Genomic DNA, 14,036 nt, shown 5'->3' on the forward strand with positions numbered 1-14,036 from the left:
GAAATTTTAGTAACACCAGAAGAAGAACAAAATAAAGAAGAAACAATAAAAGAGCTAGAAGATCCAGTTAAACCGGAAGAGCCAAAGGTGACAGAAGAGCCGAAAGAGCTAGAGAAGCCAGAAGTTACGGAGAAGCCGGAAATTCATGTAAAACCAGAAGAAGAGCAAGTTGAAGAAGAAACAATAGAGGAAATAAAAGAAGAAAAACCGGAAACACCAAAAGTAACAGAAGAGCCGAAAGAGCTAGAGAAGCCAGAAGTTACGGAGAAGCCGGAAATTCATGTAAAACCAGAAGAAGAGCAAGTTGAAGAAGAAACAACAGAAGAAATAAAAGAAGAAAAACCGGAAGAGCCAAAGGTGACAGAAGAACCGAACGTGTTAGAGAAACCAGAGGTAAAAGAGAAGCCGGAAATTTTAGTAACACCAAAAGAAGAAGAAAATAAAGAAGAAACAACAGAAGAAATAAAAGAAGAAAAACCGGAAGAGCCAAAGGTGACAGAAGAACCGAACGTGTTAGAGAAACCAGAGGTAAAAGAGAAGCCGGAAATTTTAGTAACACCAAAAGAAGAGCAAACTAAAGAAGAAACAAAAGAAGTATTAAACAAACAAAGTGTACAAGAAAAAGTAGAAGTACAAAACAAGCAAGAGGTACACAGTAAAGCAGAAGCACAAAATAAATCTGAAGTATCATCGAGTGAAGAAGGTAATAAGAAATCGAAACTTCTTCCTCAAACAGGTGGAGCATCAACAGAAGCTACTTCTGTTATGACAGGTATGTTCTTATTACTTTTCGGAGCGATGTTGTTTAGACGTCAGAAAAACTAATGAACATGAGAGTTCGTTTGGAAACAAAATGTATGTAAAAAAAGCGGAGACTATAGGTCTCCGCTTTTTATTATCCCGCTTTAATGGGCAGTAAGCCCCCCACCTCAAAATTCAGCGAAAGCAAAGAAGTTAGGTGGGGGATCAACTGCCCATAAAAGTCCGATTGGTGAGGGCTGATTAAAGTTTCACTTTATTTTCGTACGTGGCTAAGCTGAATTTTACTTATTAAGTATTGTTTTAATTGATACGTTTTAAAATCATATGCTTTATGTTTTTACGAAATCGGATGATTAGCGTAATGATAATCATACCGAAGAGAATTTCCCATATGTGTTGCCCGAGTATTTGGAAGATCTCATCTAAATTTTCACCTAACCAATAACCGCCGATCAAGAAGAAGGATACCCAAAATAGAGCCCCGGAATAAATTGTCATCGCAAAGCGGCGAAATGGTAAGTTGATAATGCCTGCAAAGTACCCTGTGAAATGGCGGACACCTGGGATGAAAAAGGCGATAAAGATTAAAAAGTAGCCGTATTTATCGAACCATATTTTTGTTAAATTAATTTTCTTTTGAGTTAAAAATACATATTTCCCGTACTTCTGAATGAAGGGCATGCCTAATTTATTTCCTACAAAGTATTGAAAGGTCATACCAGCGCTTGTCCCAATAAAAGATAACATAATTAAAATGGGTAGACTCAAATCACCTTGGTGTGATAAAAATCCTGCATAGGCTAATGTAGGCTCCCCTGGAAACGGAAGCGCAATATATTCTAAAAGTAAACCGACAAGTACTACATAATACCCGTATTGCTGAAATAATTCATGAATCCATTCCATGTTATGAGCTCCTTTTAAAGTGAGTTCTCTCTATTTGAATCGAGTTAAGGCCATACTCAATATAGCTCTTTGCTAAGTAGCAAAGAGCATTGAAGTGTACATGTTACTATGAGTTAAAGTTATAGCGGTACAAAAATACGTTGAAATCTTCTTCTGTTGGTCCGAAATTAACGGCTTTTTCTTGTATGCGTTGGAAGTTTTGTCTGTCATAAAATTCATAGTTGCATTCGTTATCTGTATATAAATATAAAGATGTTACGTCTTCTTTTTTCATGTATTGGAATAGATGACTTAGTAAAGACTTTCCAACTCCAAGACCTCTTGATTCTTCGGATACGATGAATAATTGTATGCAGCCTTGAAATTGATCTTCTTTTCCTTGAATGAGTTCTTTATATGTTTTTTGTACTTGTATAAATGCTTTTAAAAATTCTCTATTCTCTTTATTCGTTATGAATAGATTTAGCGTGTTAAAGGCAAAGCTAATAGTGTTATGGAATCTTTTTAAACGGTTTTTATCTTTTTCAGAATCGCCTAAAATGACACCAATCACTTTATTATCTTTTTCAGCTACTTTACTGAAGGAACTCCCTAAAATACAACTGTGTAAATAAAAGTTTAATACTGAGTTTAAGAAGTTTTTATCGGCAATGAATTCATTAAATCCAAATGCTTCACCGATTAAATGTTTTATAGGCTCATAGTCTTCCTTAACAAGACTTCTATATTTTACTGTGTTCATAATTGTATACTCCCTTTATTAATGTAAATGACTTATTATAAATAGTAAGGTCTCCTCTAAGGGGAGAGTCAATGGTTGCATACGAAAAAATATAAGGGAAGAGATGCAAATGAAAAAGTTATTTTCTATTGGAGAAGTTGCAAAAATAAAGGATATTACGATAAAAGCGCTAAGATACTATCATAAGATGGGGATTCTGATTCCAAAACATGTTGAGGAATCAACTGGGTATAGATATTATTCGATAGATCAATTTATTCACATTGATATTATAAAAAGCTGTCGAGAGTTGAACACGAGCATAGTAGAGCTGCAAGAGATTTTTAAAGAAAGTAATACGGATAAATTGCTGCGATTTTTACAAGTGAAGCGAGAAGAAGCGGAAGAGCATGTAAAGAAGATGAAAGAGGTAATGGAAACGATTGATGACTTACATGCGAAAGTAGTGAGTTCACAGGAAATATTAAAGAATGATGAAATCTCTATTGAATTTTTTGACCAGCGTTATGTCGTTGTTGCGCCTTGTAAAGAAGTAGGGAGCTTACAGGAGTTACTGTATTATTCTGATTTAGAGAAAATCGTGCAAGAGTATGAAGAGAAGATGGAAATGGAGATGGGGATTCTCTACAACGTAAATGCAAATTGGGATGTAGAACCGAAGTATGTATTTAATAAGGTACGAGATGATGTACATATGGAAGAGATGCAAAATATAAAAGTATTACCGGGCGGAAAATATATAACGTTAGCGTACAGTAAAGAGAATGAGGAAGAATGTCGAAATACCATAATGAAATACGTAAAAGAAAATAGTATAGAAGTAGAGAGTTTTATTGAAGTGGAGTTAGTTAGTGATATTTTTAATGCGGAGACGTATAGTTGTCAAATTCAAATTTTGATAGGGGATAGTGAGAATAAGAAGTTTTGATGCTATACATTTAGGGGGACGATCGAAAAAGCGTACTTACTTAATAAGAAAGACCGCCCAAAAAATGGGACGGTCTCATTGGTTCGTATTATTTACGTGAAAATCCTTCTTCATCAAGGTATTCCGCAGCTTCTGGATAAGAGTTGAATGTACCATCTAAGTTTACACCAGCGTACACGTTCCACATGTCATCCTCTTGAATAAGAGTTAGGATATGACCGTCTTCGTTCTTCCATTCTTCTTCAGCAGCAGGTTCCATTGGTGCTACAATTTCCTCTGGCTCTTGTGATAGACGTTCAATTACTTTTTCAATTAATGAACGTAGTTCTTCTTCTGAAAACTCACGGATGTTAATCATACCTTTATCATCTGTTTTATAACCTTTAATGAAGTTTGCATATACAAATCCGTTTCCATTTGGGTGTAAATGATATACAACGTTCTTTTTATCTAAACGACTTTCTTCAAAGTGAAAGTTTACGCGTTTTAGTGATACGTTCTTTCTTTCTAATTCAGGGAAAGATTCAATAATCGATAATTTTTCTTCAAAAGTTAGCATAGTGCCTCCAAATATATAATAAAAGATTTAATTTATCTATTATAGCATAGTTATAATGGTTTCCAAAGGCAAGGAGAGGCTTATAATTGAATACGTTTACGTCACGATACTGTAAAAAGTGGACTAACGAATATATTCTTTTAGGTGTACAATGGAACGTGGACTTAATGTGAAGGTGGTTATTTATATGTTTCAAAAAATAGCAAAGGAATGTTTAGCTGGTTTTACTGTTGCGATTGTTGCGTTGCCACTTGCCATTGCATTTGGTATTGCTGCAACGGGAACGTCTGAGGGAGCACTAGTTGGATTGTATGGTGCGATTTTTGCAGGTTTATTTGCGGCTTTATTTGGCGGGACACCTGGGCAAGTAACGGGGCCAACTGGGCCGATTACGGTTATTGCAACAGGGGTTATTGCGACGCACGGATTAGAGGCGAGTTTTATAGCCTTTATGATGGCGGGACTGTTTCAAATTTTATTTGGTGTATGTAAGCTTGGTTCTTACGTGCGATATATTCCGTATCCTGTCGTTTCAGGATTTATGAACGGAATCGCATTAATTATTATTTTAGGTGAAATAAAGCATGTGCAAAATAGTTTTCTACTCGTAGTATTAACGATTATTGTAATGATCGTTTCTGGAAAATGGATTAAGGCTATTCCATCTAGTTTAGTTGCATTAGTCGGTGTGACTGCTTTGCTTCCTTTATTTGCTTCTGCGTTAGAAGGGCTTACAGTGAAGTTACCGATTATCGGAAACTTGTCATTAAATAAGGTGATTGAGAAGATCGGGACGATTCCAGAAGCGATGCCGACGCTTCATATTCCATCTTTAAGTGGAACAGGCATCGCAGAACTTATTTTACCAGCGCTTAGTATTGCTTTATTAGGATCGATTGACTCGTTGTTAACATCGGTCGTAATGGATAATGTGACAGGTACACGTCATAAAAGTAATAAAGAACTGGTCGGACAAGGTATCGGTAATATGGTGAGCGGATTGTTTGGCGGATTAGCAGGGGCAGGAGCGACTGTACGGTCTATCGTGAATATAAGAAGTGGCGGTAAAACGGCGCTTTCAGCAAGTATGCATAGTGTTATATTATTTATTTTCATTATGGGACTAGGATCAGTCGTGCAATACATTCCGCTTGCTGTATTATCAGGTATTTTAATTTTAACTGGTATTGGTATGTTTGATTGGGAAAGCATGAAGAAAATGCATGTAGCACCAAAAGGTGATGTCATTGTTATGCTCGTAACGATGGTTGTCACAGTGAAGTTTGATTTAATGATTGCTGTTGCGTTCGGTATTATTCTTTCGTTCATTATATACATGGTGAAATGTAAAGAACGTAAAGCTTCTATTATAAAAGAAAAGGAAGCGACGTATAAAATTAAAGGCCCACTTTCTTTCCTAACAGTGGATCGTATTTTTTATGCGTTACAAGACGTAAAGTCTCCGGTTGTTTTACGTATGAAAGATGTGCGCTATATGGATGTATCAGGAGCTATGGCGTTGTTAAACTTTGTTGAGCAGTCGGATAAAGCGGGTGCGAGTGTGACGCTTGAGCAATTGCATCCGAGTATTGAACAAATAATCTTGACGATGGCAAGTAATGAGCAGAGGGAACAATTACAGTTCTTAAAGGCAAAAATAAGTTAGAGATAAGAACCCTTACGTGATAAAATGTGAGGGTTTCTGATTATTCGCATATGTATGTGTTGAATTTGAATATCTGGATGTTATACGTCTGTTGACAATTGCCAAACTTAGCAGTATAGTAACATTTTAGATTAGCAGTATGCTATCGTAATAAGTGTAAGAATTTTAAGATTTCTTTACGCTGAAAAGAAATCGCTTTAAGCTGGAGGGAATATTTGATGTACAAACAGTTACCACATGGAGTAAAAGTCGGGATTACACGTTCAATCGTTGCTTCTTTTGAGAAGTATATGCAGGAAATTGAATGGAACGAAGAAAAGTTTGACATACAACAATTTGTTGAACAGTGGAAACAATATTTATATACAAAATCAACTTGGATTAATAAAGTAGATGACAAGTTGAAAGAACATCCAGATTTCCATCAAGCGTTAGCAGTAAAAGTGAATGAAAAAATTAACGAGCTTATTAATGAAGAGCCGACTGAAGAGCAATTGAAAATTTTAAAAGATCACGAAGTAAACAATATAGATGATTTTTGTAAGTTGGAAGCAGCGTATCATATTGAACGTTTGTAGTTGAATTACATAAAAAATACAACACCTCTAATTGTTACATTCCATGTAACGATTAGAGGTGTTGTTTATTTTTAGCGATTGGATTCAGTTAAAAGATTATCTTATTGTGGAATGAAAGCTTTCCAAGTTGATAAGTCTAGTTCCTTTTTTAATACGGAAGCAGCGTTGAATGTAAACGTCCAAGGTTTGCTTGAATTTGCTTTTACTTCAAAATTGCCTAATTTAAAGTTACCTTTAGCGATAACCTCACCAGATGCATCAGAGATATGAAGCGGCATTTGCTCCAATCTGATAGTTTGATTATAGCCATTACGAATTAGGATGGAGATATGTAAATCACCATTTTCTTCAAGATTTGTTTGTAATCCAAAGAAATTTACTTCTGTTTCACCAGGTGGTGTCAGATTAGAAACAAGTTGTTGTAATTGTTGTTTTGTCTCGTTTGTGATTTGAGATTCCCACGTAGGGTCTATATCTAACGTATGCTCAGGTTTAAATTCAAAGGCTAATTGCCAATCTTCTTTAGATAGGTTAGCATTTGTTGTTGTGTCTTTTTCAAATGTAAATACCCATGGCATACTAGTGTTTGCTGGGATTGCTCCTAAATGAGTCAAATCAAAAGTTTTTCGGGCGCAAATTTCTTCGTCTTTATTTAATAACTGCAATGTTACTTTTTCGAATTTAATAGGTTGTGCAGCTGAATTACGAATAAAGACTGTAATGCGGTAATTGCCGTCTTTCAGTTCAGTGTCAATTCCAGCAAGTGAGACTTGGTTTTCCTGTAGGTCCTGTAAGTCTTTATGCAAAAATTGGTATATATATTTTTGTTCTAGCTCAATTTCTCCCCAAGCAGGATGGAAATATAAAGCGGACTTAATTTTTTTATTGTTATTTACAGCTGTTTCTGTATTTCCTAATAGTTGAGAACTAGAAACGACGGTATCTTTTCCTTTTTTCTTTGCTTTTTTTAAAAATGATAACATGTAATTTTCACCTCATTATACATTTTGTGGAACTTTTAAGTATCGTGCAAGATATAAAACTATTTCTCTTTCAAAGTGACTATATGTTTGTAAGAAAATATCAAGTCCTTCCTTTTGGTAAAGGCGGGCAGGGTCTTCTTGTTGATATTGTCTTAATCCAATACCTTCTTTTAAATGTTGCATTGTACTTAAGTGATTTGTCCAACCTAGGTCAAGGAAATGTACTCCTACTTGACGTAATGTTTGTTGAGCCTCGGCATTGTTTTCTACACTTTTAATATGCTCAATATAATTTGCAACTGTTTCTTTTAATAACATCTGTAAGTCTTCGACAGAGTGAACGTTGTTCGCAGATAGTAATGGAATTTTTTCTCCCAATAAAATCTCTTGTATGTCATTTGTTAAGTTAGTGAAGTCCCATTCTTCAGGGAGCATCCCTTCTAATAAATAGTTTTGTGCGATTGCGTCTACAGTATGTTCAATCATCGGAATGATAATTTCTATCATATTTGTTTCTTCGGTTAAAAGATTGTTGCGAAGTTTATAGATCACATTTCGTTGATCGTTAATGACATCATCTAATTTTAAATTGTATTCACGCATTGCAAAATGGCCGCCTTCACAAATTAATTGTGTACGGTTGATTAAATCATAAATTTTTGTAGTTTGAATAAGGCCATTTCCATCAGCTTTAAGTGATTTTTTTAGCTTTTCTACTTCTTCACCTGCGTAGCGTTTCATCATTTCATCTTCTAATGAAAGGAAGAATTGGGAACTTCCAGGATCGCCTTGTCGGCCAGCTCGCCCTTTTAACTGATTATCAACGCGGCGAGATTCATGTCTTTCTGTTCCGATTACATGTAAACCACCAAGCTCATGAACACCTTTTTCTAATAAAATATCCGTTCCACGTCCTGCCATGTTTGTAGCAATTGTAATTTGTCCTTTTTTTCCAGCTAATGCAATTAAATCAGCTTCTTGTTCAGCACTCTTTGCATTTAATAGCTGATAAGGTAAATTCGCTCCATCTAAATAACGAGCAACTGTTTCAGATTGAAGGATGGACATCGTACCAATTAAAATAGGACGTTCTTTTTTATGTATATTTATTACTTCTGCACAGACAGCTTTATATTTAGCATCGGCTGTTACATATACAACGTCTTTTTTATCTTCACGAAGTATAGGACGATTCGTTGGAATTGAGATAACTTCCATATTGTATACGCGGTTAAATTCTTTTTCTTCTGTTTTTGCTGTACCAGTCATACCTGATAATGCTGGGTACATACGGAAGAAGTTTTGAATTGTAATGGATGCTTGCGTTTGATTCTCGTCTGTAATCTGTAAACCTTCTTTTGCCTCAAGTGCTTGATGTAGTCCATCACTTAAAGAGCGACCATCCATAATACGCCCAGTGAAAATGTCAACGAGTACAATTTTTTCATCATCTACAATATAATCAACGTCTAATTGGAACGCTACGTGTGCACGTAATGCTTGAATCATATAATGATATAAAGTTTGATGTTCTAAATCATATAAGTTATCAATATCAAATAGACTTTCAATCTTAGTAATACCGTCTTCTGTAAAGCTACATGATTTTGTTTCTGCGTCAAAAATATAATGCTCAGTATCCTGGAATGTTTTCATTACTTTCGCACATAAATGATGGAAATTGGAACTACTTGCTTTTTTCCCAGCGATAATGAGGGGAGTCTTTGCCTCATCAATTAAAACGCTATCAATCTCATCGATAATAGCAAAATGATAGGGGCGTTGAACTTGTTGTGACTTAGATGATGCCATATTATCACGAAGATAATCGAAACCAAATTCAGTTCCAATTCCATATGTAATATCGGCTTCATAGGCGCGTTTTTTATCACTAGGATCTATTTGTGGTATGTTTAATCCAACTGTTAGACCGAGAAATTCATGAACTTGTCCGATTAATTCCTTATCACGCTTTGCTAAATAATCATTTACTGTAATAACGTGAACGCCTTTTTTCTCAAGAGCACGTACGTAAGTAGGTAAAGAAGAAACGAGGGTTTTTCCTTCTCCTGTAGGCATTTCAGCGATGTTTCCTTCTAGTAATACAAGGCCACCGATTAACTGAACATCGTAATGACGAAGACCAAGTACTCGTTTTGCAGCCTCCCGAACGACAGCAAATGCTTCTATTTTTATATCATCAACTGTTTTTCCATTTTGTAACATGTGTTGGAAAGTGACAGTTTTTTGGCGTAATTCATTATCTGATAATGTTTCCATTACAGATTCTAATTGATTAATATCATTCACAAGTTGTTCATAATTTTTAATCTTTCTTTTTTGTGAATCTCCCAATAACTTCTTGACCGAATTCAGCATTCTTGTAACACTCCTCTTACTGACAATAGATACATTATAGTATAGTTATACTAGAAAAAAGTAGAAATGGAAAGTGGTAGGAAGTTTTAGTGAAATCGTTTTTTAAATAAGTATACTTTCGTTTTGCTATAAAAAAGGAAGTATTCAATATATAAGAAATTTGGTATGATAATTTAATGAGATAAAATACGGTCTCTATATTTCGTAACAATACGTTTAAGAATATATGTATAAAAGAAAAGAGAAGGTACATGAATAAGAAGTTTGTAAAAGGTGCAGCAATTTTAACAATTACAACTTTTTTGTCGAAATTGCTTGGTAGTTTTTTTCAAATTCCGTTACAAAATATTGCAGGAGATGAAGTGCTTGGTATTTTCCGCCTCGTATTTCCTGTATATATGATTGCTCTCACATTGTCAGTAGCTGGTGTTCCGCTAGCGATTTCAAAACTGATTGCAGAGTTAAAAGAAAAAAATAAGCATAAAGAAATTGCGAAATTATTTAAATCAGCATCGATTATAGGGATAGCATTTGGAATATTCGGGTGTTTAGTAATCGTGTTATTTTCTACTGAAATTGCAAGTATGCTTGGTGGACAAGAAACGAGGGTGCCCTTACTAGTTACGTCATTAGCGTTACTCGTTGCACCATATATGGCGGTTTATCGTGGGTATTTTCAAGGATTCGGTGATATGAAACCGACGGGGATATCACAAGTCATTGAGCAATTTGTACGAGTATTTTTTATGTTAATCATCGCTTATATATTAGTATATTGGAATGAAAGTAGTGCTATCATTACTAGTGGGGCAATGGTTGGATCTTTTCTTGGGGTAATAAGTTCACTTATATATTTACGTATGACGTACAATAAAAGTTCATATCAATATAAGAGTAATTCGTATTCAATGCAAGATTTGAAAAAGGATGGAAAGAAAATATTGCAAGTATCTATTCCAATTGCTATTGGAGCTTTATCCATGCCGCTTTTAAATTTGGTGGATTCGCTAACAGTGCCGCACGTGCTGCAAGGGTCGTCGGCCGAAATTCAAGCGCAATTTGGTATATATAGCCGCGGTTCTGCATTTACACAATTAATTGTTGTTTTCGCAAGTGCAATTGTATTTCCATTAATACCATTATTAACGTCTGCACTAGCAAAAAAAGATATGAATTTAGCAAAAACAACAGTTCAAAATACGAACTCACTCATGCATGTGCTAACTGCCCCGTTAACGATATGGTTAATTGCATTAACGGTACCGTTAAATGTGGGATTGTTTACAGATGCGAAAGGAAGCAGTATGTTAGCTGTTATGATTGGTAGTTCGTATTTCACATCGGTTATGGTATTATCAATAGGAGTTTTACAAGGAATTAACCGCTCTGCCCAAGCTGCGTGGATTGTTATCGGCGCAAGTTTTGTGAAATGTTTCTTAAACATAGTATTAACAAAAAAGTTTGGCATAGATGGAGCGGCTTATAGTACATTGATTATATATGTGTTAATCTGTATCGTAAATCATTTGTACATTCGAAAATATCTTTCCTATTCTGTTCATATAGGGAGGTTTTTTATTGTCATAGGTGTATCTTGTATTTTAGGATTAGGATTATATGAACTATCTACTATAATAGATGTTACATCTTCAAGAATGATTGCGTTATTATATAGTGGTATAGCATTTGCTATTGCAATAATTTTGTATGCGGTATGTGCTTTGAAATTAAACTGGATATCAACAAAACAAATACCATTTTTGAAAAAATAAATATAGAACTACGAAATGTAGGGATTGGAATTCGGACGGGCTTATTGTGATAATGCGTTTTTAGGTAAGGAGTTGGTGCCAGTTATGATGTGTGAAATGATTGGTTACCAAATGTTGGAGGAGATTAAGAGTGCGGTTAGTTTTATCAGGATATTATGGTTTTTATAACGTTGGAGACGAAGCTATTCTACAATCGATTATTGAATCGTTACATAAAGAGAATCCGAATATTGAACTCGTTGTGCTGTCAAATGACCCTGACTATACAAGGAAAATGTACGGAGTAGAAGCGGTGGATCGTTGGAGTATCAAATCGGTTTATGATGCAATTAAAAAAAGTGATGGGCTTATTAGTGGCGGAGGGAGCCTCCTCCAAGATAAAACGAGTATAAAAAGTATTTTATACTATACGGGTATTATGTGGCTTGCTCGTATGTTAAAAAAACCGTATTACATTTATTCACAAGGAATAGGTCCGATCACAAAAAGGCATAATCGACTATTAGTGAAATGGCATTTGTCGAAAGCTGCATATATATCAGTTCGCGATGAGGATTCATTTTTATACTTAAAGGAACTTGGCATGAAAAGGGATATTGAACTTGTTCCAGATCCAGTTTTAACATGGAAACGAAAAAAACAATCAGATTGGCTACAAAAACATTCTCTGCATGGGAAAATAATTGCAGTTAGTGTGCGTCACTGGAATGCAAAAGAAGATTATATAAAAAAGTTAGCGATGGCTTTAAAAAAATTAAGGCAAGAAGGATACCAAATTTTATTCGTCCCGATGCATGGTCCGTTTGATCAAAATGCTTCGCGTGATGTAGTGGATTTAATGGGAGAAGAGACGTTTATGCTTCCATATAAAATGGATATTGATGAGAAAATATCTATTTTATCAGAATGTACCCTTTTAATTGGTATGCGTCTTCACGCTCTTATTTTTTCGGCTGTCGCGAAAACACCGATGGTTGGAATTTCATACGATCCAAAAATCGATTCATTTTTAAGACAAGTGAATCAGCCGGTTATAGGAAGTGTGGATGGAGACTGGAGTGCAGACGATCTATATAAAATTGCGAAGAAGCAAGTGATGCAACATGAAGAGATACAGCAATCTCTGCAAAGAAGAGTAGATGAGCTGCAACTGCAAGGAGAACAAGCGGCTCAGAAAATTATTTATCATATAGAAAAAAACACTCTACAGAAAAAGTAGAGTGTTTTTTTGTTAGTGTATTTCTTTACGCCCTGAATCTTTCTTTTATATATTGTGTGATGAGATAGACACCGTAACCTTGTATGATCATAAACGTCGGGATGATAAAGTAGCGATAGCGCGATTGAATTTCAATGAAGAAGTGCACGCCTACGTACCCTAAAATTAATAATGAGAAGAACAGTAACGTTTTATTTCGTTGTTCTTTTATTGTTTTGATGGAAGCTATGCAAGCGAATATACAAATGTTTACGTAACATAATTTTTCTAACGTCCACAGTAATCTTGATAATTCGGGTCTTGGATGTCCTTCTAATCCCCAATAAATGGCTGCGTCATAATCTCCCCACATAATTTTAAATTTATCTTTGAATAACAATAATAGTTGTCCTTTATCGGCAGTTCTTTCTTTAATGAGCTGTTTTTCAATTTCGAAACGTTCCTCGCCAATCGGATATTGAAAAACAAGTTTATGGTCAGGGAAAGAAAATCCACCCGTTGTTTCAGGATTGAATCCGACTACAAATTTCCAATAAGGGTCTCGACTAGACAATGGATATTGTGTAACTCCTGTAGCGATTAATGTATAGCTAAAGATGAAATGCACGATATAATAAATGCCAATCATGCCAATTAGCTTTGATATCACCATTTTTTTATTCAATTTTTGATCACCAATTATATGAACGATCAGTAAGAAAAGAATGAGAGCTAGTAAAATAACAATACCAATCGGTCTCATAATATCGCCAAATGCAATAAGAATACTAACAAATATCCACGCATATGAATGCGAGATTCCTTTTTTTACGAGAAGATAAAAACCAGCATAGAATAGAAATGTTGCGAGATGCTGATTTGTTAGTACAGAAGTCATCATAATGTTAGGAATATACGTTGCGAAAATAAGTGCGGCAACTCTACCGCTAAATTCATTAAATAGATGCGTAGCTATGCGATATATAAAGTATGTAATGCCAGTGCAGTACAGTATGTTTAATAGTTTAATCGCTAGTACACCTTCGCCGAACAATTTGATGACACCAGCTTGGTACATTGTAAAGCCTAATTGATATACCCAAGTAGTAAAATATGCTTTGTCCGCGAATGAGAAATTGTTATTTGCTGCATCAACGGCTCCGTTATACATTTGTTCGAAATCTTGTACGACATTTGTTTGTACTGTTAACACCCATGCAAGACGAAGTGTGAACGCTAGTAGACAAATAAAGATGATAAATTGTGTTTGAGTGAAACATCGATTCACGATGATAGACATGAATATAATACCGATTAGAACGACTATAAGTGCCACTATAAGGAAATAGGGATGATCGTACTTTGGTTCGGTTATTAAAAATTGCAATGAGTATATAAGAGTCATTGCAAAAAATAACAATGTTAATAGTTGCAGTGATTTAAATGCAAATGCATATAATCTAGGCATAATGATCCTCCGTCTTATGTAATATCTTTGTAGTTATTTCTATATAAACAGAAATAACTACGTCATTATATCATAAAGGATTTTACGGTTGTAAA

At 35.0% G+C, this 14,036-nt stretch carries 12 protein-coding genes; 6 read left to right on the plus strand and 6 right to left on the minus strand.

Going from position 1 to position 14,036, the window contains the following annotated elements; genetic code table 11:
- A partial coding sequence (locus FOT98_RS32730; protein ID WP_222104673.1) for an LPXTG cell wall anchor domain-containing protein occupies positions 1-825 on the plus strand: 825 nt, incomplete at its 5' end.
- A 237-nt stretch (positions 826-1,062) separates the two neighbouring features.
- Here the strand turns inward: FOT98_RS32730 and FOT98_RS20905 are convergent.
- Complete coding sequence (locus FOT98_RS20905; RefSeq protein ID WP_063259406.1) at positions 1,063-1,668, minus strand: DedA family protein; 606 nt, start codon at positions 1,666-1,668, stop codon at positions 1,063-1,065.
- A gap of 106 nt (positions 1,669-1,774) precedes the next feature.
- Complete coding sequence (locus FOT98_RS20910) at positions 1,775-2,410, minus strand: GNAT family N-acetyltransferase (protein ID WP_063259405.1); 636 nt, start codon at positions 2,408-2,410, stop codon at positions 1,775-1,777.
- 79 nt (positions 2,411-2,489) lie between these two features.
- Here FOT98_RS20910 and FOT98_RS20915 point away from each other — a divergent pair, with 79 nt between their 5' ends.
- Positions 2,490-3,338, plus strand: coding sequence for a MerR family transcriptional regulator (locus FOT98_RS20915; protein ID WP_063259404.1), 849 nt, complete (start codon positions 2,490-2,492; stop codon positions 3,336-3,338).
- Positions 3,339-3,426: 88 nt separating this feature from the next.
- Here FOT98_RS20915 and FOT98_RS20920 read toward each other — a convergent pair whose 3' ends face one another.
- Positions 3,427-3,897: a hypothetical protein gene (locus FOT98_RS20920; RefSeq protein ID WP_061679992.1), complete on the minus strand. Its 471-nt coding sequence runs from the start codon at positions 3,895-3,897 to the stop codon at positions 3,427-3,429.
- A 151-nt stretch (positions 3,898-4,048) separates the two neighbouring features.
- On the opposite strand from FOT98_RS20920, the gene FOT98_RS20925 reads away from it, so the two are divergent.
- On the plus strand, positions 4,049-5,563 hold the full coding sequence (locus FOT98_RS20925) for a SulP family inorganic anion transporter (protein ID WP_144291131.1): 1,515 nt from the start codon (positions 4,049-4,051) through the stop codon (positions 5,561-5,563).
- A 218-nt stretch (positions 5,564-5,781) separates the two neighbouring features.
- Positions 5,782-6,141 carry a hypothetical protein gene (locus FOT98_RS20930; protein ID WP_061679994.1) on the plus strand — a complete coding sequence of 120 codons (360 nt, stop codon included), beginning with the start codon at positions 5,782-5,784 and terminating at the stop codon, positions 6,139-6,141.
- Between the two features lie 101 nt (positions 6,142-6,242).
- On the opposite strand, the gene FOT98_RS20935 is transcribed toward FOT98_RS20930, so the two are convergent.
- A complete protein-coding gene (locus FOT98_RS20935; protein WP_144291132.1) occupies positions 6,243-7,124 on the minus strand; it encodes an accessory Sec system S-layer assembly protein in 882 nt (293 codons plus the stop codon).
- A gap of 15 nt (positions 7,125-7,139) precedes the next feature.
- Positions 7,140-9,503 carry an accessory Sec system translocase SecA2 gene (gene secA2, locus FOT98_RS20940; protein WP_144291133.1) on the minus strand — a complete coding sequence of 788 codons (2,364 nt, stop codon included), beginning with the start codon at positions 9,501-9,503 and terminating at the stop codon, positions 7,140-7,142.
- Between the two features lie 251 nt (positions 9,504-9,754).
- Here secA2 and FOT98_RS20945 point away from each other — a divergent pair, with 251 nt between their 5' ends.
- Together FOT98_RS20945 and csaB are read left to right on the plus strand one after the other, a co-directional pair.
- Entirely contained in the window at positions 9,755-11,275 is a 1,521-nt protein-coding gene (locus tag FOT98_RS20945) for a putative polysaccharide biosynthesis protein (protein ID WP_144291134.1), read from the plus strand.
- Positions 11,276-11,405: 130 nt separating this feature from the next.
- Positions 11,406-12,494 (plus strand): polysaccharide pyruvyl transferase CsaB, encoded by a 1,089-nt coding sequence (gene csaB / locus FOT98_RS20950; RefSeq protein WP_144291135.1) that lies wholly within the window; start codon positions 11,406-11,408, stop codon positions 12,492-12,494.
- A 25-nt stretch (positions 12,495-12,519) separates the two neighbouring features.
- Here the strand turns inward: csaB and FOT98_RS20955 are convergent, their stop codons facing one another.
- Positions 12,520-13,941, minus strand: a complete 1,422-nt coding sequence (locus FOT98_RS20955) for a glycosyltransferase family 39 protein (protein WP_144291136.1) — start codon at positions 13,939-13,941, stop codon at positions 12,520-12,522.
- Positions 13,942-14,036 lie beyond the last annotated feature (95 nt).

Origin of the sequence: Bacillus sp. HY001 (genome assembly GCF_007558965.1) — a bacterium.
Classification (GTDB): domain Bacteria; phylum Bacillota; class Bacilli; order Bacillales; family Bacillaceae_G; genus Bacillus_A; species Bacillus_A mobilis.